The following is a 21,785-nucleotide window of genomic DNA, read 5'->3' as shown; positions in this document are numbered from 1 at the left end:
TGGTCGTCTGTGCCCACCCGTTCCGCCCTGCGGAACGCCTGCCCACAGACTGTGGCGGGCGGGGCGCCTGTCCACAGACTGGCGGGTGGGTTGCCTGCCCGCAGACGGCGCGGCCCGGCGTATGTGGGCAGGCCGGGCTGCAACGGAAGAGGTGTCGGCTCAGGGCGGCGGTGGCCCCACCACCGCCAATGCCGTGCCCGCTTCCACCTGGTCGCCCGGTTTGGCCAGGAGGTTCAGGACCACTCCGTTCATGGGGGAGGGGACTCGGGACTCCATCTTCATGGCCTCCAGGGCCAGCAGGGGCTGGCCCTGGGTGACCGTGTCGCCCGGCTTGACGTTGAGCTGCCATACCGAGGCGGCGAATTCGGCTTCGACCAGGCGGGCGCCCGGGGGCACTGTCACCTGCACGGGGGCGGCCACCGGAGCCGACACCGCCTCCGCACGGGTGAACTCGCCCGCCGCCTCCCAGGCGTCGCGCTCCGCGGAGAAGGCCGTGCCCTGCCGGACGCGGAACTCCTCGATCGCGTCGGCGTTCTCGGCGAGGAAGGCTTCGTACGAGGCGAGGGAGAACGTGCCCTCCTCGATCCTCGGGACGAAGCGGCCCGAGGTGATGTCGGAGCGCAGGTCCAGCAGTTCGTCCGCGTCCACCGGGTACCACTTGATCCGGTCGAAGAAGCGCAGCAGCCAGGGCGAGCCCGGCTCGAACGCGCCCCGCTGCTGCCACCCGGACCACACCTGCGTCGTACGGCCGACGAACTGGTAACCGCCGGGCCCCTCCATCCCGTAGATGCACAGGTACGCCCCGCCGATGCCCACCGAGTTCTCGGCCGTCCAGGTGCGCGCCGGGTTGTACTTCGTGGTGACGAGTCGGTGCCGGGGGTCGAGCGGCGTCGCCACCGGCGCCCCGAGATAGACGTCTCCGAGGCCCAGGACCAGGTACTCGGCGTCGAAGACCGTCCGGTACACGTCCTCGACCGAGTCGAGACCGTTGACGCGGCGGATGAATTCGATGTTCCACGGGCACCAGGGCGCGTCGTCACGCACGCCCGCCATATAGCGGGCGATGGCCTCGCGCGTCGCCGGATCGTCCCAGGAGAGCGGGAGGTGCACGGTGCGGGACGGCACGACGAGCTGGTCGGCGGGCGGGAGTGAGGTGACGATCTCCCTTACCAGGCGCAGGAGTTCGGGCTGCGGGAGCTCGTCAGGGTCCGTCTGGATCTGGAGCGAACGGATGCCGGGCGTGATGTCCGTGATCCCGGGCAGCCCCGCCGCCGACGCCGCCTCCATCAGCGCGTGCACCCGCATCCGCAGCGCCAGGTCGAGCTGCATGGGCCCGAACTCGACGAGCAGGTTGTCGTCACCGCTGCGCCGGTACGTCACGTCGGCGTCCCGGGCCAGTACTCCGCCGTCGGCGATCTCCGCACGGTCCGCGACCGGCGCGGCGGCCGGGGTACTCCGCAGCCGTGCGGCCTCGGGAACGGTCACCGGGACGAAGCGGACGGTGTCACCCGGCCGCAGCTGTCCCAGCTTCCAGCGCTGCCCCTTCGCGATGGTCGCCGGGCAGACGAACCCGCCCAGCGAGGGCCCGTCCGGGCCGAGCAGCACCGGCATGTCACCCGTGTAGTCGACCGCGCCGACCGAGTAGGGCGTGTCATGGATGTTGGAGGGGTGCAGGCCCGCCTCGCCGCCGTCGGTGCGCGCCCAGCGGGGCTTGGGCCCGACCAGCCGCACGCCCGTACGCGCCGAGTTGAAGTGCACCTTCCACTCGGCCGCGTAGAAGTCGCGGATGTCCTCCTCGGTGAAGAACTCCGGTGCGGCATGCGGCCCTTCGAGCGCACCGACCTGCCACTCGGAACCGAACACCGGCCGCTCACCGACCGGAACAGGACCACCAGGAGAACCACCAGCCGGAACAGCGCCAACCCGAACAGAACCCCCGTGCAGCACATCCCCCGTCCGCAACGCCCGCCCGCCGTGTCCGCCGAAGCGGCCCAGCGTGAACGTCGAGGCGCTGCCCAGGAAGGCCGGCACGTCCAGGCCGCCGCCCGCGAGGAGTACGTACGTCCGCAGCCCGTGCTCCGAGGGTGCGCCGACCTCCAGCAGACCGCCCGCGGGCACCGTCACCGGCTCCCACTGGGGGACCGCCGTCCCGTCGACCGTCACCTGCGCCGGAGCACCCGTGACGCACACGGTCGTCGGATGCGTGAACCTCAACGCCGGTCCCTGCAAAGTGCATTCGAGCCCGGGAGCGCCCTCGTCGTTGCCGAGCGCCCGGTTGCCGAGCCGGAAGGACAGGTCGTCCATCGGCCCGCACGGCGGCACGCCCACCTGCCAGTAGCCGGTCCGACCCGGCCAGTCCTGGACCGTCGTCAGCGTTCCGCCGGAGACGACCTCGATCCGCGGTGTCGGATCGCTCACCGTGGCGAGGGTGGCCGTGGAATGCGAGGCCTCCCGGAAGGCCGGGTCCGACAGCGCGGCCCGCACCAGGCCGAGGTTCGTCTCGATGCCGTCCACCCGCGTCCTGTCCAGCGCCTCGTCCAGCCGCTCCAGCGCGTGCGCCCGGTCGGAGCCGTACGCGACGACCTTCGCGAGCATCGGGTCGTACGCCGTCGTGACGTCCGTCCCCGTCTCGATCCAGCCGTCCACGCGCACGCCCCGCGGGAACTCGACCCGCGTCAACAGGCCCGCGCTGGGACGGTGTTCGCGCGAGGGGTCCTCGGCGTACACCCGCGCCTCGACGGCGTGACCGCGAGGCGCCCCGGGATCGCGTACGACATCGGAGTCGCCGCCGGCCAGCCGCAGCATCCACGCGACGAGGTCGACCCCGTAGATCTCCTCGGTGACCGGATGCTCCACCTGGAGGCGGGTGTTGACCTCCAGGAAGTACGCCTCCTCGCGCGCCGCGTCATAGACGAACTCGACCGTGCCGGCCGAGCGGTAGCCCACACTCGCGCACAAGTCCCGTGCGGAAGAGGCCAGTTGATCCCGTACGTGAGAAGGCAGTCCGGGCGCCGGAGCCTCCTCCACGACCTTCTGGTTGCGGCGCTGGAGCGAGCAGTCGCGGTCGCCGAAGGTGACGACGCGGCCCTCGCCGTCGCCGAACACCTGCACCTCGACATGGCGGGCGTGCTCGACGAGCCGTTCCAGGAAGACCCCGGCCGAGGAGAAGGAGGCCGCGGCGACGCGCTGCACCCGCTCCCAGGCGTCACGGAGGTCCTCCGCCGAGCGGCACGCGGACATGCCGATGCCGCCTCCGCCGCCGGTCGCCTTGAGCATCACCGGGTAGCCGATGGTCTCGGCCCGGCGCAGCGCCTCGTCGACGTCCGCGAGCAGGCCCGTCCCCGGCGCCAGCGGCACCCCGGCCGCCTCGGCCGCCGCCCGGGCCGTGTGCTTCGCCCCGAACAGCTCCAGCTGCTCCGGCGTCGGCCCCACGAACACGATGCCCGCGTCCTGGCAGCGCCGCGCGAACGCCGCGTCCTCGGACAGGAAGCCGTAGCCCGGGTGGATCGCCCCGGCCCCGGTGTCCTTCGCCGCCCGCAGGACGAGATCCGCGTCGAGATACGACTCCTTGGCGGGCGCGGGCCCCAGCCGTACGGCCTCGTCGGCGAGCCGCACATGGGGCGCCGAGCGGTCGGCGTCGGAGTACACCGCGACCGTGCGCAGGCCCAACTCCCGTGCCGTACGGATGATCCGGACCGCGATCTCGCCCCGGTTGGCGACGAGGAGCGTGTCGAAGACGGCCCCTCCGTCGCCGCTCGTCCCCTGGCCGCTCATTCGGGAGCCCCGATCGTCATCTCCACCGCGGTCGGCTCGAAGCCGTTGCAAGGGTTGTTGATCTGGGGGCAGTTGGAGACCAGCACGAGCACGTCGCGCTCGGCGCGCAGGGTCAAAGAGAGGCCCGGCGCCGAGATGCCGTCGACGATGCCGAGGGTGCCGTCCTTCTCGACCGGCACGTTCATGTACCAGTTGATGTTGGAGACCAGGTCGCGCTTGCCGAGGCCGTAACGGGCGCCTTCCGCAAGGAAGTTGTCCACGCAGGCGTGCTGGGACCAGGTGTGGTGCCCGTACCGCAGCGTGTTGGACTCCTTGGAGCAGGCGCCGCCGACCGTGTCGTGCCGGCCGACGTCGTCCGCGACGACCGTCATCAGCGGCGTGTGCTCGTTCGACATGAGCACACTGCCCGTGGTCAGGAAGATGTTCCCCTGCGCCTGGATCGTGTCGGGCGCGCTGTAGCGCACGGCCGTGTCCCCGGCGTCGTACACGAGGAAGTCGACGGCCTGGTTGCCGTGCAGGTCCGTGATGGTGAGCGTGGCGCCCGCGCGGACGACGGCCGACCAGGCGGCCCGGGCCGCGACGGTGGTCTTCTCGACAACCTGCTCGCTCATGCGATCCCCCTCGCGGCAAGGAACTCGGCGGTGTTGAGGAAGGCGCGGTGGCCCTCGGGCGTGGCGTCCCACAGCGGATCGCCCGACCGGGTGGCCTCGGCGCGCCAGGCCAGTACCTCCAGCGGCGTGCTCGTGTAGGCCTCGCGGGGGTCGGCCGGGTGGGGCACGTTGGCCAGCAGCACCGTGACGTCCTGCTCGGTGCGCAGCGTCACGCTCGTCCCGGGACCGGCCGAACCGGTGAAGTCCAGGGAGCCGTCCTCGCGTACCTCCACGCCCTGGAAGAAGGACAGCGACGGCGGCAGATCGCGCGGCGCCAGCCCGTTCTTGGCCGCCGCCAGCTTGAACAGCTCACGCCCTGCGGGCGAAGGGGACTGCGGCGTCCCGTCCCCGTACCGCTCCGTGTTCCGTACGAGACCCGAGGTGCCGCACAGCGCGTCGTGCCGCCCGGAGGTGTCGGCGATCACCGAGGCGAGGACGCGGCCCTGGTCGGAGAGGAGCAACTGGCCCTCGCCGAGGTAGGCGTTCCACTGCACCTTCACCGTGTCGGCCACGTTCAGGCGCTCCCACGGCCGGTCGGCGGCGAAGAGGAGCAGATGGGCGCAGGCGTCGCCCTTGAGGTCGGTCAGCCGCAGCTCCGTGCCGCGGGCCAGCACCTTGTGCGTGTAGTTGCCGCCCGCCACCGTCTCCGCCCACACGAGGTGGCCCGCCTCGCACGGCGGCGCGGGCCAGGCACTCGCCGGGACGACGGGCATGGCCTCGGCGCGGGTGCCCTCCTGGGCGCGGGCGTGCGCGCGGGCTCCGTAAGTGGTCGCTGTCGCCATCGCGGGACCTCCGGCTCGGCAGTGGTCGGTCATGGGTGCGGTCGAGCGGGTGCTCGTATTTCTGTCGCCCGACAGAAATTAGGAGCCGGGCGGGTCGCCGCCGTTGCCCGCGGGTTGCGGCCCCGTTACCGATCCCTCACCGAGATCGCCTGATGGGGCGGTGTGCGAGGATCGAACGCATGGGTTCCAGTGGACGACGAGTGGGCAGGCCGCGCGCCGAGCAGCGGCCGGACAGCGGCCTCTCGCCGCGCGACGAGCTGCTCGCCGCCGCCGCGGAGCTGTTCACGACGCGGGGGTACGCGGCCACCACCACCCGGGCCGTCGCCGAGCGGGCGGGCATGCGCCAGGCGTCCATGTACCACTACGTGTCCGGCAAGGAGGAGCTCCTCGCCGCGCTCCTGGAGTCCACCGTCACGCCCTCGCTGGCCTTCGCCCGGCAGCTCCTCGCCGAGGTCGACGCTCCCGCCGCGGACCGGCTCTGGGATCTGTGCCGCACGGACGTCGAGCTGCTCTGCGGCGGCTCGCACAACCTCGGCGGGCTCTATCTGCTGCCCGAGGTCCACTCGGAGCGCTTCGCCGGCTTCCACGCCGTACGGGCCGAACTCAAGGACGCCTACCGGCAGTTGCTCGCCGCGACCGAGGCGGGCGGCGCGCTCGCCAAGAGTGAGCTGGACCTCCGCACCGATCTGCTCTTCGGTCTCATCGAAGGGGTGATCCTCGTGCACCGCTCCGATCCCGAGCGGCCCGTCTCGGCCTTCGCCGAAGCCACCGCGGACGCGGCCCTGCGCATCGCCGGAATCTGAGCCGGAAGCCGCCTCCGGGCGCTGCCTCACCCCTTCTGATGAGGGGTTTTCGTATGCCCGTACGCCGTCACGCACCGTGTGCGAATGATGTCGCTGCGTGTAAATGGGGCAGAGCGTACTCCTGTCGCGAAGGTGATTTCAGGTGCTTGCTGAATATGACACGGCGATGATCCGGTCGGACTAAGCTCGCCCGCAGCGCACCGAGTTGGGATGTATTCGTGCGCTTGTTCCAAAAGATACCGAAGATCCAGTTTGATTCGCAGATAAACCCCAGCAAGTTCCCCGACCTTCAGCCGATTTGTCTCAGAGGGCATACATGGTGAGTGTTCAATCGCCTCCCGGTGGCCGTGAACTTCCCTACGCGCGCGTGCTGCTGCTGCCGGCGATACTGATGGCCGCGGTGACCGGGACCGGTGTCGCCCTGGTGACGGGGTCGGCCCGGATCGCCGTCGGCTTGTGCGGAGCAGGCGCGACGCTCCTGGTGATCGCGGTCGCGGCCGTCGCGGTGCGCCGCGGCCGTATGGTCCGTGACCTGCGTGCCGAGCACGCTCGGAGGACCGCCTGCCTGGAGCAGCGGATCGCTGCCCACGACCAGGAGTTCACCAGGCTGGGCACGGAGATCCTGCCCGCCGCGCTGTACCGCCTGCGCGGCGGAGAATCCCCCGACGAGGTGATTCGCAACGAAATCGACGGTGACGCCGAGTGGGGCGAACTCCCCAAGTCGCAGCGCGACTTGGTGCACATGGTGCTCGACATCGTCGACCGCGAGGAAGCGCTGCGCGACTCCTCGCAGCGGTCCTTCGTCAACATCGCCCGGCGTGTCCAGGCGATCGTCCACCAGCAGAACAAGGAACTCCGGGAGATGGAGGAGGACCACGGGCGCAACCCCGAGGTCTTCGACGACCTCCTGCGCATCGACCACGGCACCGCGCTGATCGGCCGCCTCGCCGACTCCATCGCCGTCCTCGGCGGCAGCCGCCCAGGACGTGTGTGGCCCAAGCCCGTGCCGCTGTACAGCGTGCTGCGCGGCGCGATGTCCCGCATCCTGGACTACCGACGCATCGAGCTGCACTCGATCGCCAAGGCCAACGTCAACGGCGTCTCCGTCGAACCGGTCATCCACGCCTGCGCCGAACTCCTCGACAACGCGACGCGCTACTCGCCGCCGCACACCAAGGTGCACGTCACCGCCGTCGAGGTGCAGACCGGCATCGCCATCGAGATCGAGGACGGCGGCGTCAGCCTCAGCGAGGAGTCCCGCGCCAAGGTCGAGGACATGCTCGCCAAGGCCCAGGCGAGCGTCGACCTTCAGGAACTCGGCGACAGCCCGCGTCTCGGCCTCGCCGTTGTCGGCCGTCTGTCGACGATGTACAAGATGCACATCGCGCTCCGGCAGTCCGCGTACGGCGGGGTCCGCGCGGTGATCGTCGTACCCCGCGACATGCTCAGCATCGAGCCCGCTCCCGGGCTCGCCCACGGCATCGGCGCGGCCGCCGTGCCCACCATGGACACCGGTGGTGTCGAAGGCCCCAACCGCAAGCCCAAACGGCGTCGCCCCACCACCGGACCGCGGGTCCCGAGCTCCGCGGAGGAGATGGACCCGGGCATGGAGGACGACGTCCCCGTCGTCACCGAGTGGACGCCGAACGGCCTGCCGCAGCGCCGCAGCCGGGTGACGATCCCGCTCAGCCAGCGCATGGCGGAGGCCGCCGCCGCGGAGGCCGCGGCCGAGGCCGCCATGGCCGCCGCGCCCGTGTGGCAGCCCGAGCCCGAACCGGCGAAGGAGCTGCCCCCGCCCGGCATGTGGGTCGAGGCGTTCATGGCCGGCCTCAAGCGCGACCCGGACCCGAACGCCTTCACCCGGAACCCGGACGACCCGACGGCGTCCACCGCTTCCACCGTGAACAACGAGCCGGCCCGCACCGACGCCGACGACGAGGGGGATCTCAAGTGATCCAGCAGCGAGCCAACTTCGACTGGATGCTCAAGGACCTGGCCGACGGCGTACCCGGCATCCAGCAGATCGTCGTGCTCTCCGCCGACGGCCTGCGGATCGCCCGCTACGGCGGCGACCCGGACACCGCCGACCGCGTCGCCGCGGCCTGCGCGGGACTGCAGAGCCTGGCCGGGGCCGTCGCCGGCGAGATCCCGCAGAGCGACGGCCAGATGCGGATGGTCATCATCGAGATCAACGGCGGCTACTTCTACCTGATGGCCGCCGGGTCCAACGCCTATCTCGCGGTGCTCGCCAACGAGACCGCGGAGCCCGGGCTGATGAGCAACCGCATGCGCGACCTCGTCGACCGGATCGGCTCCCATCTCACCAGTCCGCCGCGGCGGAACGGGCAGACCGTATGACGCCTCCGCAACGCCGACGGCGCAAACCCAAGCAGGAGCAACCTCCCCCGCCGGCCGTGGAAGGGCCCCAGGCCGGTGCGGGGGACCGCCCACCCGAGCGGCTGTACATCCTCACCGGCGAGGACTGCGAGCGGGCTCCCATCGACCTCGTCACGTTAATCGTGGCGCGCGCCGATCCGCCGCACTCCGCCGCGCCGGAGCAGTCGGCGCTGCTCCGGATCTGTCAGGCCCCGCTGTCCGTGGCCGAGATCTCGGCCTATCTCAACCTGCCGATCAGCGTGGTGACCGTCCTGCTCACCGAGCTGCTGACGGCCGAACTCGTACAGGCGCGCGCACCGGTCGTCAGGCAGGCGCGGGCCGACCGTTCCCTCCTCGAAGCGGTGATGCATGGACTTCAAAAACTCTGACACCATCACGGGGCCACGGACCGAGGACCACCTGCCGGGCACCGCGCAGGCCGCCGTGAAGATCGTGATCGTGGGCGGTTTCGGCGTCGGCAAGACGACCATGGTGGGCTCCGTCAGCGAGATCAAGCCGCTGACGACCGAGGAGACCATGACGCAGGCCGGCATCGGAGTCGACGACAACTTCGGCTCCAAGTCCAAGACGGCCACCACCGTGGCCATGGACTTCGGCCGCATCAGCGTCACGGACGAGCTGGTGCTGTACCTGTTCGGCACCCCCGGCCAGGAGCGCTTCTGGTTCCTGTGGAACGGACTGTTCGAGGGCGCGCTCGGCGCGGTCGTCCTGATCGACACCCGTCGGCTGGAGGTCAGCTTCGACGTCATGGGACGCCTGGAGGAGCGCGGCGTGCCCTTCGTCGTCGCGGTCAACGACTTCCCGGACGCACCCCGGTACGCCGTCGAGGAACTGCGCCAGGCGCTCGACCTGGCCGAGGAGATCCCGATCATCCGCTGTGACGTGCGACGCCGGGCCTCCAGCCGGGACGTCCTGATGACCCTCATGCGTTTCCTGCACTCCCTGACGATGACGGGGGCGTCGACATGAGCCCGGTACCGGTTCCACCGGTCGCCTGAACCGCACGCCGTACGAGTCCCCAGGGCCGGGAGCCGTGTCGTCCCGCACGGAGTCCCCTCCCGGTTTTCACCAACTCCCCAGACACCGGATCCACTTCAGCTCGGAGCGATCATCGTGACGCCTGAATCCCACTCTCTGACCGGTACGGACGACCCCTCGCTCGGTCCGCCCCCCGGTTGCCCCGCCCACGGCAAGGGCCCCGGTGGCCTGCGCCGGCTGTACGGCCCCGAGGCGGAGGACCTGGGAGCCGTGTACGAGAAACTCCGCGCCGAACACGGCGCGGTGGCCCCCGCGTTGCTCCACGAGGACGTGCCGATCTGGGTGGTGCTCGGCCACGGCGAGAACATGCACATGGTGCGCACCCCCTCGCAGTACAGCCGTGACACCCGGTTGTGGACCGCCTTGCAGGACGGCACGGTCAAGCCGGATCACCCGCTCATGCCGATCATCGCCTGGCAGCCCATCTGCTGCCACGCCGAGGGCGACGAACACCTGCGGCTGCGCGGAGCGGTCACCAGCGCCATGTCGACCATCGACCACCGGGGCATCCGCCGTCACATCAACCGCGCGACCCAGCACCTCGTCAACAAGTTCTGCGAGGAGGGCAGGGCCGACCTGGTCGGACAGTTCGCCGAGCACCTGCCGATGGCGGTGATGTGCGAGATCTTCGGCATGCCCGACGAGTACAACGACCGGATCGTGCACGCCGCTCGCGACATGCTCAAGGGCACCGAGACCGCCATCGCCAGCAACGCGTACATCATGGACGTGCTGATGCGGCTCACCGTCCGCCGCCGGGCCGAACCCAAGGGCGACTTCACCAGCCGGCTGATCAACGACCCGGCGCAGCTCAACGACGAGGAGGTCGCCCAGCACCTGCGCGTCGTCCTGATCGTCGCGTACGAGGCGACCGCCAACCTCCTCGCCAACGTGCTGCGGGTCGTGCTCACCGACCCGGGGTTCCGCGCCCAGCTCAACGGCGGCCAGATGACGGTGCCCCAGGCGGTCGAGCAGTCCCTGTGGGACGAGCCGCCGTTCAGCACCATCCTCCCGTACGTCGCCAAGCAGGAGACCGAGCTGGGCGGCCGGCGCATCCGCAAGGGCGACGGCCTCATCCTCGGTATGGAGCCGGGCAATGTCGACCCGCGCGTCCGTCCCGACCTCAAGGCCAACATGCAGGGCAACCGCTCGCACCTCGCCTTCAGCGGCGGTCCCCACGAGTGCCCCGGCCAGGACATCGGACGAGCCATCGCCGACGTCGGTGTCGACGCGCTGCTGACCCGCCTCCCGGACGTCCAACTCGACTGCGAGGAGCACGAGCTGCGCTGGCGAGCGTCCATCTCGAACCGGCACCTGGTGGAACTGCCGGTGAGGTTCGCGCCCAAGCCCCAGCAGGACGTCATGGCGCGCCCCGCGTACGCCGTGCCGTCACAGAATCCCAGCGACTGGCAGGTCAGCAGGCCCCAGCCGCAGACGGCGGCTCCGGAGCCCGCGGCTCCGACCACTGCCCAGACGCCGGCGCCAACGCCCGAACCGGCCCCCCGACCGGGCGTGTTCCGGCGCCTCCAGCGCTGGTGGCGCGGCATGTGAGCCGACCGGGCACGGGGGCTACCCGGCCCACTCGTCGTACGACGACCAGGCCCGCAGCACGCGCGGGCTGACGAACCGGTGCTCGCACCCCGTGACCGGATCGGTGAACTCCAGTACCCGCGCCAGCAGTTGGAGCGGTCGCCGGAAGTCACCGTCCGCCACGGGGGCGGTCACCACCGGATAGAGGGGATCGCCGAGGATCGGCACCCCCAACGCGCTCATGTGCACGCGCAGTTGGTGCGTCTGCCCGGTGCGGGGCCTCAGCCGATAGCGGGCCAGAGCGTCGTCCCGCTGTTCCAGCAGCTCCACGGCGCTGACGGCATTGGGCTCACCCTCGACCTCGCGCGCCGCCATGACCCCACGCTCCTTCACGATCCGGCTGCGCACGGTGCGCGGCAGAGCGAGCGCCGGATCGTACGGCGCGACGGCCTCGTACTCCTTGGTGACGAGCCGGTCGCGGAACAGCGACTGGTATGCGCCGCGCTCCGCAGGGCGCACGGTGAACAGCACCAGACCGGCGGTCAGCCGGTCCAGGCGGTGGGCGGCGCCCAGTGTGGGCAGGCCCAGCTCCCGGCGCAGCCGCGCGAGCGCGGTCTCCGCGACATGACTGCCGCGCGGTGTCGTGGCCAGGAAATGCGGCTTGTCGGCGACGACCACGTGCTCGTCGCGGTACACGACGTCCAGCGCGAACGGCACCGGCACCTCGTACGGCAGCTCCCGGTGGAACCACACGAACATGCCCGGCACGTACGCCATGTCGCGCGGCACGGCACGCCCGGCGGCGTCCACGATCAGCCCCGCGTCCAGCATCCCGTCGATCACCCCCGCCTCGGCCGCGAGCCGCTCCACCAGATGATCACGCACGGTCGCCCACGCCGCCCCCTGCGGCAGCTTCACCCGCACTGGATCGACCCCGTCACGCTGCGGCAGGGGAGAGGGAGGGACCGGGCTTCTGCGTCTCATCACGATCAAGCGTACGAGGGAGCGCCGAGCGCCCGCGCGCGTGCGGGGCGATTTGACCCTGCGCGCGCGTCCAACTGTTCCGGTCTCGGGCTCAACTCGCCCTCCACCGACGTCCCTGGCGGCGTCCTGACAGTCGGAGTCAACAGAAGGGGGCGTGCGCATCCTGATCGGGCGACCATCCAGATGTGAGTGCAACATGTTCACGTCCGGATCAAAGACGGCCACTTCCGGTCTGGACGCAACTGCGATGTGATAGATGCTGTACCGCCGTGGGCGGCACGTCCTGCTCGCGCCATCGTGGAAGGGGAGCCCGTGCCGCCACCCGTCCTGGCCCCTCCCGCCGCGGCCGCCGCTGCCCCGGCCCTCTTGGAGCACGCCCGTGAGTGGGCACGCCAACAGCGCAGACGGAGATGTCCTCCCAGGACCTCGTGAAGCATCGATCGGCCACCGACTCCTCGGCTTCTCGCTGCGCGAGCGGGCAGCCTGTCCCACGCCTCACCCGCCTTGGCAAACTCCGGCGCCATAGACATGGAGGACTCAATGCTCGCCATGATCCCGACGTACGCGGAGCCCACACCCCCGGCTGAAAGCCCATACTCCGAGCGGATCGAGGAGTACGTCCGCTCACTCGGAAAGCGTCTCGGACTGGCAGAGACACGGGCCGGTCGGGAGCGACTGGAAGCGGGCTACGGGAAATTTGTTGCCTGGACCTATCCAGAAGCCTCGTTCGAGGATCTCTGCCTCTGCGCGGAATGGCTTTTCGTCACCTTCATCCTGGACGACCTGCACACATTGAAGGTCTACGACAATCCCGACGCCTGGGATCCGGTCCACCGACGCCTGATGGGCATCATCAACACCGGGAAGGACCCTGCCCCCGCACGGGAGCGGACTCCTTTCACCGAGGCACTCACGGATCTGTCCATCCGTACCGGAAAAAGGCTCTCACCGACGCTTCGCGGACGACTGAACCGGCACCTGGATTTATTCTTCCAGGGATTCACGGAAGAATCCCGGAATCGGTTCCGCGGAACTCCCCCCGGGATTGAAAGCTTCACCCAGACCAGGCGATTGTCGGTGGGAATGGAGTTCGGCTTCGATCTGGTCGAACTCAGCCAGGGCGCGGAGGTGCCTGAAAGTGTCTACGAGTCGGCTTTGTTCAGGGAGATCATCGACGCTGCGAGCGATGTGGTCGCCTGGCAGAACGACTTGCATTCGGTTCGCCTGGACGACATACGTGGAGACTTTCACAACGTTGTCATCGTCATGCAGCATTCCAGCGGAATCTCGCTGCAGGAAGCCATCCGCTCGGCCGTTGCCAAGGTTCGGGGGCGAATTGCCGACTTCCTGGCCGCCGAGGAGCAGCTCCGGCCCTTCCTGAAGAGCCGTGGTGTGCCGCCCGCCACCCGGGACGAGATCCTGAAGGTCACGGCCGGAATGCGGCAGTGGACGAATGGATGCCTGCATTGGTACGGGAACACCACCCGCTATGCACTGCCCACCGCCTCGGACGAGTCGGATCAACAGCATGCCCACCTCGAGGCGATGCTCCCGAGCCAGGATCTTGCGTACCGGCACAGTTACGGGTGATCGGCAAGGAATACGCCCCGGCTTCCTGGGGCCAGCCTGCACGACACTCCCGCCCCATGGATGCGACCAAGAGCGGATCGGGGCGCCGGCTCGCCAACATCGTGGATCGACAAGAAGGGCCAACACGCCATGGCAAAGGACCTTGAAGGAATAACCCGGGCCCCGGGGGCACTGCCGATCGTCGGGCATCTGTTTCCCCTGATCCGTGACCCGCTGCGTTTCCTGAAAACCCTTCCCTCCTATGGTGATCTGGTACAGATACGGCTGGGTCCACAGACGGCCGTCGTGGTCTGCCGGCCCGAGCTCGTCCAGGAAGTACTCCTGCACGACCGCACGTACGACAAGGGCGGACCCCTCATCGAGCGGATCGGGAACGCACTCGGGGACGGCCTTGCCGCGTGCCCCCACAGCGCCCATCGACGGCAGCGACGCACCTTGCAGCCGGCCTTCTCCCGCACCTGCCTGCGCGAATACGCCGCCATCATGACCCAGCAGATCGACACGCTGGCCATCGACTGGGGCGATGGTCAGCCCATCGATGTGGCCGAGCAGATGTACACGTTCGCGAGTGACACCATTGCTCGGACCTTATTCACGGCTGAGTCCGCGGGACCAGCCATAGACACCGTCAAGGAATGTCTGCCGGGTATCTTCCGCGGTATCTACCAGCAGGCCGTCTTCCCGCCTTTCCTGAACCGTCTGCCGCTCCCCTCGAACGTGCGCTACGAGCGGGCTCGCAACCGGGCATGGGCCGAGGTCAGCAAGACCATCAGCTCGTACCGGCAGGACGACGAGAGCCACGGTGATGTGCTGTCGATGCTCCTCAAGACGCAGGACGACGAGGGAAACGGGCTCGGCGACACCGAGATCCACGCTCAGATCATGACCCTGCTCGTCGCCGGCATCGAATCCACCGCGGTGGCGCTCACCTGGGCTGTGCATCTCCTGTGCCAATACCCCGATGTGCAAGAGCGATTGCGCACCGAGACAGCCAAGGTCCTCGGCACCCGAACCGCCACCTGGGACGACCTTCCCCAGCTCGACCTGGCCCGCCGGGTCATCACGGAGACGCTGCGCATCTACCCTCCCGGATGGATCCTGACTCGAACGGCCGCCACCGAAACCCGGCTGGCGGACGCCCTGATCCCCGCCGATACCACCCTCATCTACAGCCCGTATCTCATCCACCACGATGCACGGTTCAATCCACGCCCGAGCGATTTCGATCCCGACCGGTGGCTTCCCGAGCAGAAACACGTGCGCGGCGCTTTCATTCCGTTCGGCGGAGGTGCGCGCAAGTGCATCGGTGACAACTACGCGATGACCTTGGCGACGCTCGCCCTGTCCACGATCGTGGCCCAGTGGCGCCTCTCGAGTGTCGACCAGCAACCGCCGCACATCGAACCGCGTATGACCCTGACGCCTCACGGGGTCCAGGTCCGAGCGGAATGCATGCAGACAGTGCCTGATTGACGGCGGATTACCGGCCTCTGTCAGGTTGGCTCGATCGGCCGGCCCGGAGAAGCGGACTCCGGGCCGGACACGACGGCGATCAGCTGGATTCCGCGGGCACTGCCAGCGGTGCCTCTTGCTTCGCGGCGAGCCCTCGATGTGCCCCCAGCCACCGGTACAGGCAGCCCAGTCCCACCGTGACGAGCAAGAACAGCACCGTGAACCACTGGAAGTACCAGTGCCCGCCCGCCGGGTCGTACACCTCCGCCCGGGGCCAGGCCAGGTTGACCGTCATGAACAGGCCGTAGAGGAGGGCGAGCGCGTTGACGGGGACGCCCCAGCGGCCGAGGGAGAAGAGCGGGCGGCCCGTCTCGTCGGTGCCCTCGACCGTGAAGTCGCCGCGCAGGCGCCGCCACAGCAGGGGGCCGGTGACCATCGCGTACGCGAGGTAGAGCATCACGATGCAGGTGGTGCCGATGGCCAGGAAGGCCTCCGGGGAGGCGAAGTTGAGGAGCAGCAGGGCCGCGGCGAGGACACCGACGACCAGGGCGGGGGCGCTCGGCATGCCGGTGCGCGGGTTGACCTTGGCGAGGCGCCCGGAGAAGGGCATCTGGCCGTCGCGGGCCATGGAGAACAGCATCCGGCAGGCCGACGTCTGGATCGCGAGGGTCGCGACGGCGATGGCGATGACCACGTCCACGAGCAGGGCCCGGCCCACGCCGTCGCCCAGGCTGCTGGTGAGGACGTAGCTCAGGCCCTCGACGCCGAGCCGGCCGTCGGTGAGGCTGGGCGCGGCGAGCAGACCGCCGAGGATGATCAGGCCGCCGAGCAGGCCCGCGGCACCGAGCGCGGTGAGGATCGTGCGGGGCGCGGTGCGCCGGGGATGGTGCGTCTCCTCGCTCATCTCGCCCGCGCTGTCGAAGCCGATCATCACGTACGCCGCCGTGAACGACCCCACGAGCAGCGCCCCGACCAGGCCCGACTCGGCGGCCGTGCCCGTGTGGAAGGTGATGCCGGGGGTGCGCTCGGAGTGGGTGAACAGGAGCACGATGATCAGGGCGGCGCCGATGATCTCGGCGGTCACACCGATGCGGTTGATCAGGGACATCACACGGTTGTCGATGACGTTCACGAAGGTCGTCAGGACCAGCAGGAGCACGCCCAGGACCGCCGCGTTGGCCGCGCCGCTCGCCGATGTAGGTGCCGGGTCGTCGCCGATCAGCTGGAAGCCGGACCAGATCGCGGGCATGACCACCTGCAGCGCGAGCGCCGCGGCGGCGACCACCACGATCTGCCCGATCACCATGATCCAGCCGGCGAACCAGCCGAAGGTGAGGTTGGAGAGCCGGGACGACCACTGGTAGATGGCGCCGGAGATCGGATAGCGCGCGGCCAGCTCGGCGAAGCACGCGGCGACCAGCAACTGGCCGATCAGCACGGCGGGCCAGGCCCAGAAGAAGACGGGGCCGCCGAACGCGTACCCGAAGGCGAAGAACTGGAAGACGGTCGTCAGGACCGAGATGAAGGAGAAACCGGCGGCGAACGAGGCGTACCGGCCCAGGCTGCGGTGCAGCTCCTGGCGGTAGCCGAACTCGGCGAGGGAGCGGTCGCCGGACGACTCCGGCGGATCGGGGCGTACGTCGGAGGGGGCGGTAGTGGTCACGGCGGCGGCACCTGCCTTCGGCGCAGGGGAGCGGGATCCTGGCGGCGACGGAGGAACTCCGCGGCGGAATTCCTGTCGGGTGACAGAAATTAGGGAGAGCCTGTTTCGCCCGCATGACGCGGCCATGTCGAGGCCGGGCCTAAGTCCTCACGCCCTTGCGCTGGACCCTGAATCGCGATACATCGTGTGTATTGACGCTCGTTGTCGAGACGCGATATGTTCGGCCACGGATATTCGTGTACGAGGATATGAGTGGTGATCCCGGTGGCGATCAAGCGCCGCAAGCTCGGCAACCCCCTGGCGCTGGCCGTCATGGTGCTGCTCACCGAGCGGCCGATGCATCCGTACGAGATCGCCCAGACCCTGCGCAGCCGCGGCAAGGACGCGAGCCTGAAGATCAACTACGGCTCGCTCTACACGGTCGTGCAGAACCTGGAGAAGCACGGATTCGTCGAGGTCGCCGAGGTGCAGCGGCAGGGCAACCGCCCCGAGCGCACGCTCTACGGCATCACGGACGCCGGGCGTGAAGAGGCGACGGAGTGGCTGTCGGACCTGCTTTCGGTCCCGGCGCGTGAGTTCCCGATCTTCGAGGCCGCCCTCTCGCTGATGGCGGTGATCCACCCCGACGAGGTGGCGCGGCTGCTGACCGAGCGGCTCAAGGTGCTGGAGGTGCAGGCGGCCAGCGCCCGCGGCGGCCTCACGAAGCTGTACGAGACGCTGCCGCGGATCTTCCTCGTCGAGAGCGAGTACCAACTGCACATGGTCGAGGCGCAGGCCGAGTGGGTCCGCGGATTCCTGCGGGAGCTCCGGTCCGGCGCGCTCGACGGGATCAAGGAGTGGCGGAGCTTCCACGAGACCGGGGAAGTACCGCCCGAGTTCGAGGAGTTGGAGGCCCGCCACTTCGACAAGGAGTGAAGCACTTCGACGAGGAGTGAAGCAGGAACAAGAAGAACAGACCCCGGCAGAGCTGTTGCACCAGCTCCGCCAGGGTCTCGAACCCCGAGCCGACTCCGCGGTGAGGCAGGCCAGGCGATCGAGGTGCGGCACACCCAGGATAGCCCGGCGCTCTTCACGCGGATCAGTCGTCATCCGCTCACCCAGGAGAGCAGTCGTCATGAGCACCCGTGCGCCCGCAGTGCAGGCGCGTCAGCTGATCAAGACCTACCCCGGCGATGTCACCGCCCTCAGCGGCATGGACCTCACCGTCGAGGCGGGCACCGTCTTCGGACTTCTCGGCCCCAACGGCGCCGGCAAGTCCACCACCGTCAAGATCCTCACCACCCTCGCCCGCCCCGACTCGGGCACCGCCACGGTCGCGGGCCACGACGTCCTGCGCCACCCGGACCGGGTGCGCCGCGCGATCGGCGTGGTCGCCCAGAAGTCCGGCGCCGACCCGGTGGCCACCGGCCGCGAGAACCTCCAACTCCAGGGCAGGCTCTACGGATTGAAGGGCGCCGACCTCCGCCGGCGGGTGGACGAACTGCTGGCCCGCTTCCACCTCACGGACGCGGCCGGCCGCCAGGTCAAGGGCTACTCCGGAGGCATGCAGCGCCGCCTCGACGTCGCCCTCGGCCTCGTCCACCGGCCCGAGGTCCTCTTCCTCGACGAGCCGACCACCGGCCTCGACCCCGAGGCGCGCACCGCGATGTGGGACGAGATCGCCCGCCTCGCCGGCGACGAGGGCCTGACCATCCTGCTCACCACGCACTACCTCGAAGAGGCCGACCGTCTCGCCGGGCACATCGCGATCGTCGACCGAGGCCGGGTCGTCGTCGAGGGCACCCCGGACGCCCTCAAGGGCGAACTCCGCGGCGACGCCGTCCACGTGGAACTGCGCCACCCCGTCGGCGAAGCCGGTCGTACGCTCCTGACGGGCGCCCTCACCGCCCTGCCCGGCGTGTACGAGGCACTCCTCGACGGCCGCCGCATCAGCGTCCGCGCCGAGGACGGGGCCGCGGCCGTGCCCGCCCTGCTCGCCGCCCTGGAACGCGCCGGGGTCGCCGTCAGCGCGGCCACCGTCGCCCGCCCGTCGCTCGACGACGTCTATCTGCGCTACGCGGGCCGCCGTTACTCCGAAGCCGAGGCCGCGGCAGCGGTCACGGCCGAGGGAACCGACGACCTCGCCCTCACGGGAGGCACCCGATGAGCACCAACACCCTCACCCAGACCTGGTACATGACACAGCGTCAACTGACTGCGGTACTGCGCCAGCCCGCGTACGTCGTGATGATGCTGATCCAGCCGGCGATCTGGCTGTTCCTGTTCGGCAACCTCTTCAAGGAGGTCGTCGAACTCGGCGGCTTCGGCACGACCAGCTATCTCGACTACCTCGTGCCGGGCATCGTCGTGATGAGCGCGCTCAGCTCCAACATGTGGGCCGGTATGGGCACGTTGGAGGAGATCGAGCGCGGCACGCTCAACCGGTTCCTGACCACGCCGGTCGGCCGCGGCGCCCTGATGAACGCCAACGTCGTACAGCAGGCGCTCACCACGGCCGTGCAGTCCCTGCTGATCATCCTGCTCGGCAAGCTCGGCGGCGCGGACTATCCCGGCGGGGCCGCGGGCCTGCTCGTCCTCGTGGTCGCGGCCTCACTGCTCGGCACGGTCTTCGGCGCGTTCTCGAACGCGCTCGGCATGCTGGTGCGCCAGCGGGAGTCGATCATCGGCATCAACACCTTCCTGCTGCTGCCGCTGACCTTCCTCTCCTCCGCCTTCATGGCCCCGTCCCGGATGCCCGGCTGGATGCGCACCATCGCCGACTACAACCCACTCAACTGGGCGATGGTGGCAGGCCGTTCAGCGATGTCGGACAACCCCGACTGGTCCGTCGTACTGACCAGGAGCGGGGCACTCCTGGCCCTGGCGATCACGGCGGTCTGGCTGTCGATCCGCACGTTCAGGTCGTACCAACGCTCGGTCTAGCCCCGTAAAGGGCGCGGGGCCGTGACATTTTGCGGCTCCGCCGCGTGGGCGCGACCTGGGGGCACCTCCCGGCCGAAGGCTGGGGGACCACAGCGAACCCGCAGACGACAACGAACCCGGGTCGGAACCTAGGCAACCGGCGGGGCCTCCTGCTCCGCCTCGACCTGCGCGTTCCAGTCCCGCTTCGCGGCCTGCCACCCGTCCTCGTTGTGCCCCAGCCGCCAGTACCCGGAGATGGACAGATCCTCGCGGGCGACCTCGTGCTCGACGCGGAGGAGCCGGCGAAGCTCCTTCACGAACGCGGCCTCACCGTGCACGAACGCGTGCACCCGGCCCTCGGGGAACGAAAGGCCCCGTACGGCCTCGACCAGCGCCTCACCGATCGGCCGGTCACCGCGGTGCAGCCAGACGACCTCCACGTCGGAGTCGATCTTCTGCTCCTCCTCGGGCCCCGAGACCTCCACGAAGGCGTGCACCCGCGCACCGTCGGGCATCGCCTCCAGCGAGGCGGCGATCGCGGGCAGCGCGCTCTCGTCACCGGCCAGCAGATGCCAGTCCGCCTCGGCGTCGGGGGCGTACGCACCGCCGGGGCCGAGGAACCGGACGATCTCGCCGGCCTGGACGCGTGTCGCCCACGGCCCGGCGAGACCCTCGTCGCCGTGGATCACGAAGTCGAGTGTCAGCTCGTGCAGTTCGGGGTCCCAGGCGCGCACGGTGTACGTACGCGTCACGGGCCACTGGTCGCGCGGGAACTCCTCGCGGATCCGGGCGATGTCGAAGGGCTCCGGATAGGTCACGCCCTCGGCCCCGAACAGCAGCTTGACGTAGTGGTCGGTGCTCGTGCCCGCGGTGAATTCGGCGAGGCCGTCGCCGCCGAGGACCACGCGCTGCATGTGCGGCGTGAGTCGCTCCGTGCGGATCACGCTCGCGGCGTGGGGCTTGGGGGCCCTCCGTGCCGGACGCTCTGCCATGACAGCCTCCCGAAGTTCGCTTAGGCTTACCTAAGTTAGCACCTCACCGCCCACTGGCGCCCCCTTCTTGAGAACCCGATTACCGTTCCGTGGGAATCGAATTGCTGCTTCACCTGTGAAGTGTCGTCAGCAGCCGCGCCAGCGAACCACCCAGGCCCCAGCGTGTCGCGAGCTCCTCCAGAGCTGCCGGATCGCGCGGCGTGCGGGGCAGAGCGGTGGTTACGTCCGGCAAGGGTACGTCTCCGGCCACCCGGACGACCTTGGGCGCGACGGCGACGTACGGCCGGGACTCGTCCAGACGCTTGCGCTGGGACGGTGTGAGCTTGGCCTTGGGGTCGTCGACCGCGGCCATGATCCCGGCCAGATCGCCGAACTCGGCCAGCAGCTTGGCGGCGGTCTTCTCGCCGATGCCCGGCACGCCCGGCAGGCCGTCGCTCGGGTCGCCGCGCAGCAGTGCCAGGGTCGCGTACCCCGCGCCGTCGACGCCGTACTTCTCGCGCAGCCAGGCCTCGTCCGTGATCTGGAGCATGCCGACACCCTTGAGCGGGTACAGCACGCGCACCTCCCGCTTGTCGTCGACCAGTTGGTACAGGTCGCGGTCGCCCGTGACGATGTCGACCGGGCCCGTGGCGCGGCCGGTGAACGTCCCGATCACGTCGTCCGCCTCGTACCCCTCGACGCCCACGCGCGCGATGCCCAGTGCGTCCAGGACCGCCTCGATGACCGGCACCTGGGGCGAGAGGGTGTCGGGCACCTCCTCCTCGTCCGGGCCGCTCTCGGTCTCCTGGGCGACGCGGTGCGCCTTGTAGGAGGGGATCAGGTCGACCCGCCACTGGGGCCGCCAGTCCGCGTCCATGCAGGCGACCAGATCGTCCGGATGGTGGTCCTTCACCAGCCGGTCGATGAACTCCAGCAGGCCCCGCACGGCGTTCACCGGTGTGCCGTCCGGGGCCCGTACGGAATCCGGGACCCCGAAATAGGCCCGGAAGTACAGGGAGGCGGTGTCGAGGAGCATGGTTCGCCGGGGCTGCTGCGTCTGCTGCGTCACGCCTCGCATCATGCCGTACGCCGCTGACAGTCACCGGTAGTCACTGGTCGGCGCGGAGAGTGGGCGAAAACGAGTGCCCGCACCGTCCGGATGTAAACGCCTTGTGAACTGGGACACGGTCGCGTTTGCGCCATCAAGGCGGGGGCAGGCGCCGATCCGGAGCGAACCCGGTCGCATTTTC

At 69.7% G+C, this 21,785-nt stretch carries 18 protein-coding genes; 11 read left to right on the top strand and 7 right to left on the bottom strand.

Annotated elements, in window-relative coordinates; all coding sequences use genetic code 11:
• Nucleotides 1-159 precede the first annotated feature (159 nt).
• The 3 genes from uca to ACN20J_RS11215 are packed head-to-tail and all read right to left on the bottom strand — an operon-like array spanning nucleotide 160 to nucleotide 5,206.
• A complete protein-coding gene (uca, locus tag ACN20J_RS11225; protein ID WP_419665810.1) occupies nucleotides 160-3,774 on the bottom strand; it encodes an urea carboxylase in 3,615 nt (1,204 codons plus the stop codon).
• Nucleotides 3,771-4,385, bottom strand: a complete 615-nt coding sequence (locus tag ACN20J_RS11220) for an urea amidolyase associated protein UAAP2 (RefSeq protein ID WP_189839994.1) — start codon at nucleotides 4,383-4,385, stop codon at nucleotides 3,771-3,773. Before ACN20J_RS11220 ends, uca begins: the two co-directional genes overlap by 4 nt.
• The gene (locus ACN20J_RS11215) at nucleotides 4,382-5,206 is read right to left on the bottom strand and encodes an urea amidolyase associated protein UAAP1 (RefSeq protein ID WP_189839993.1); all 825 of its coding nucleotides are present in this window, start codon (nucleotides 5,204-5,206) and stop codon (nucleotides 4,382-4,384) included. The genes ACN20J_RS11220 and ACN20J_RS11215 overlap by 4 nt, the downstream gene beginning before the upstream one ends.
• 179 nt (nucleotides 5,207-5,385) lie before the next feature.
• Between ACN20J_RS11215 and ACN20J_RS11210 the strand changes: the two genes are divergently transcribed.
• The 6 genes from ACN20J_RS11210 (at nucleotide 5,386) to ACN20J_RS11185 (ending at nucleotide 10,995) form a co-directional block, all read left to right on the top strand.
• The gene (locus ACN20J_RS11210; RefSeq protein WP_190229349.1) at nucleotides 5,386-6,009 is read left to right on the top strand and encodes a TetR/AcrR family transcriptional regulator; all 624 of its coding nucleotides are present in this window, start codon (nucleotides 5,386-5,388) and stop codon (nucleotides 6,007-6,009) included.
• Nucleotides 6,010-6,325: 316 nt separating this feature from the next.
• Nucleotides 6,326-7,963, top strand: a complete 1,638-nt coding sequence (locus ACN20J_RS11205) for an ATP-binding protein (protein ID WP_190229348.1) — start codon at nucleotides 6,326-6,328, stop codon at nucleotides 7,961-7,963.
• On the top strand, nucleotides 7,960-8,367 hold the full coding sequence (locus ACN20J_RS11200; protein ID WP_189839990.1) for a roadblock/LC7 domain-containing protein: 408 nt from the start codon (nucleotides 7,960-7,962) through the stop codon (nucleotides 8,365-8,367). The genes ACN20J_RS11205 and ACN20J_RS11200 overlap by 4 nt, the downstream gene beginning before the upstream one ends.
• Entirely contained in the window at nucleotides 8,364-8,774 is a 411-nt protein-coding gene (locus ACN20J_RS11195) for a DUF742 domain-containing protein (RefSeq protein WP_055613918.1), read from the top strand. Before ACN20J_RS11200 ends, ACN20J_RS11195 begins: the two co-directional genes overlap by 4 nt.
• Nucleotides 8,755-9,375: a GTP-binding protein gene (locus ACN20J_RS11190; protein WP_055613917.1), complete on the top strand. Its 621-nt coding sequence runs from the start codon at nucleotides 8,755-8,757 to the stop codon at nucleotides 9,373-9,375. The genes ACN20J_RS11195 and ACN20J_RS11190 overlap by 20 nt, the downstream gene beginning before the upstream one ends.
• 144 nt (nucleotides 9,376-9,519) lie before the next feature.
• Nucleotides 9,520-10,995: a cytochrome P450 gene (locus tag ACN20J_RS11185; RefSeq protein WP_269653250.1), complete on the top strand. Its 1,476-nt coding sequence runs from the start codon at nucleotides 9,520-9,522 to the stop codon at nucleotides 10,993-10,995.
• 18 nt (nucleotides 10,996-11,013) lie between these two features.
• Here the strand turns inward: ACN20J_RS11185 and ACN20J_RS11180 are convergent, their stop codons facing one another.
• Entirely contained in the window at nucleotides 11,014-11,958 is a 945-nt protein-coding gene (locus tag ACN20J_RS11180) for an RluA family pseudouridine synthase (RefSeq protein ID WP_190229346.1), read from the bottom strand.
• 540 nt (nucleotides 11,959-12,498) lie between these two features.
• On the opposite strand from ACN20J_RS11180, the gene ACN20J_RS11175 reads away from it, so the two are divergent.
• Nucleotides 12,499-13,548 carry a terpene synthase family protein gene (locus tag ACN20J_RS11175; RefSeq protein ID WP_189839987.1) on the top strand — a complete coding sequence of 350 codons (1,050 nt, stop codon included), beginning with the start codon at nucleotides 12,499-12,501 and terminating at the stop codon, nucleotides 13,546-13,548.
• A 129-nt stretch (nucleotides 13,549-13,677) separates the two neighbouring features.
• Nucleotides 13,678-15,021 carry a cytochrome P450 gene (locus ACN20J_RS11170; protein WP_419665809.1) on the top strand — a complete coding sequence of 448 codons (1,344 nt, stop codon included), beginning with the start codon at nucleotides 13,678-13,680 and terminating at the stop codon, nucleotides 15,019-15,021.
• Between the two features lie 79 nt (nucleotides 15,022-15,100).
• Here ACN20J_RS11170 and ACN20J_RS11165 read toward each other — a convergent pair whose 3' ends face one another.
• Nucleotides 15,101-16,663, bottom strand: coding sequence for an amino acid permease (locus tag ACN20J_RS11165; RefSeq protein ID WP_190229344.1), 1,563 nt, complete (start codon nucleotides 16,661-16,663; stop codon nucleotides 15,101-15,103).
• Between the two features lie 264 nt (nucleotides 16,664-16,927).
• On the opposite strand from ACN20J_RS11165, the gene ACN20J_RS11160 reads away from it, so the two are divergent.
• From ACN20J_RS11160 to ACN20J_RS11150, 3 genes are all read left to right on the top strand, one after another.
• A complete protein-coding gene (locus ACN20J_RS11160; protein ID WP_419668868.1) occupies nucleotides 16,928-17,578 on the top strand; it encodes a PadR family transcriptional regulator in 651 nt (216 codons plus the stop codon).
• Nucleotides 17,579-17,777: 199 nt separating this feature from the next.
• On the top strand, nucleotides 17,778-18,809 hold the full coding sequence (locus ACN20J_RS11155; RefSeq protein WP_189839984.1) for an ATP-binding cassette domain-containing protein: 1,032 nt from the start codon (nucleotides 17,778-17,780) through the stop codon (nucleotides 18,807-18,809).
• On the top strand, nucleotides 18,806-19,585 hold the full coding sequence (locus tag ACN20J_RS11150) for an ABC transporter permease (protein ID WP_419665808.1): 780 nt from the start codon (nucleotides 18,806-18,808) through the stop codon (nucleotides 19,583-19,585). Before ACN20J_RS11155 ends, ACN20J_RS11150 begins: the two co-directional genes overlap by 4 nt.
• A 128-nt stretch (nucleotides 19,586-19,713) precedes the next feature.
• On the opposite strand, the gene ACN20J_RS11145 is transcribed toward ACN20J_RS11150, so the two are convergent.
• Together ACN20J_RS11145 and ACN20J_RS11140 are read right to left on the bottom strand one after the other, a co-directional pair.
• The gene (locus ACN20J_RS11145; protein ID WP_189839982.1) at nucleotides 19,714-20,556 is read right to left on the bottom strand and encodes a siderophore-interacting protein; all 843 of its coding nucleotides are present in this window, start codon (nucleotides 20,554-20,556) and stop codon (nucleotides 19,714-19,716) included.
• Nucleotides 20,557-20,665: 109 nt separating this feature from the next.
• On the bottom strand, nucleotides 20,666-21,613 hold the full coding sequence (locus ACN20J_RS11140; RefSeq protein WP_361909683.1) for a 5'-3' exonuclease: 948 nt from the start codon (nucleotides 21,611-21,613) through the stop codon (nucleotides 20,666-20,668).
• Nucleotides 21,614-21,785 lie beyond the last annotated feature (172 nt).

It is taken from the genome of Streptomyces sp. 2-1, assembly GCF_048564895.1.
In the GTDB taxonomy this organism is placed as follows: domain Bacteria; phylum Actinomycetota; class Actinomycetes; order Streptomycetales; family Streptomycetaceae; genus Streptomyces; species Streptomyces phaeochromogenes.
Note: the sequence above shows the minus strand (reverse complement) of the source record. Positions and strands in the feature narration are given on the sequence as shown.

Excerpts from the sequence above, each read along its gene's own strand:
- uca (WP_419665810.1), bottom strand. The coding sequence starts at position 3,774 with ATGAGCGGCCAGGGGACGAGCGGCGACGGAGGGGCCGTCTTCGACACG.
- ACN20J_RS11220 (WP_189839994.1), bottom strand. The coding sequence starts at position 4,385 with ATGAGCGAGCAGGTTGTCGAGAAGACCACCGTCGCGGCCCGGGCCGCC.
- ACN20J_RS11215 (WP_189839993.1), bottom strand. The coding sequence starts at position 5,206 with ATGGCGACAGCGACCACTTACGGAGCCCGCGCGCACGCCCGCGCCCAG.
- ACN20J_RS11210 (WP_190229349.1), top strand. The coding sequence starts at position 5,386 with ATGGGTTCCAGTGGACGACGAGTGGGCAGGCCGCGCGCCGAGCAGCGG.
- ACN20J_RS11205 (WP_190229348.1), top strand. The coding sequence starts at position 6,326 with ATGGTGAGTGTTCAATCGCCTCCCGGTGGCCGTGAACTTCCCTACGCG.
- ACN20J_RS11195 (WP_055613918.1), top strand. The coding sequence starts at position 8,364 with ATGACGCCTCCGCAACGCCGACGGCGCAAACCCAAGCAGGAGCAACCT.
- ACN20J_RS11190 (WP_055613917.1), top strand. The coding sequence starts at position 8,755 with ATGGACTTCAAAAACTCTGACACCATCACGGGGCCACGGACCGAGGAC.
- ACN20J_RS11180 (WP_190229346.1), bottom strand. The coding sequence starts at position 11,958 with ATGAGACGCAGAAGCCCGGTCCCTCCCTCTCCCCTGCCGCAGCGTGAC.
- ACN20J_RS11175 (WP_189839987.1), top strand. The coding sequence starts at position 12,499 with ATGCTCGCCATGATCCCGACGTACGCGGAGCCCACACCCCCGGCTGAA.
- ACN20J_RS11170 (WP_419665809.1), top strand. The coding sequence starts at position 13,678 with ATGGCAAAGGACCTTGAAGGAATAACCCGGGCCCCGGGGGCACTGCCG.
- ACN20J_RS11155 (WP_189839984.1), top strand. The coding sequence starts at position 17,778 with ATGAGCACCCGTGCGCCCGCAGTGCAGGCGCGTCAGCTGATCAAGACC.
- ACN20J_RS11150 (WP_419665808.1), top strand. The coding sequence starts at position 18,806 with ATGAGCACCAACACCCTCACCCAGACCTGGTACATGACACAGCGTCAA.
- ACN20J_RS11145 (WP_189839982.1), bottom strand. The coding sequence starts at position 20,556 with ATGGCAGAGCGTCCGGCACGGAGGGCCCCCAAGCCCCACGCCGCGAGC.
- ACN20J_RS11140 (WP_361909683.1), bottom strand. The coding sequence starts at position 21,613 with ATGCGAGGCGTGACGCAGCAGACGCAGCAGCCCCGGCGAACCATGCTC.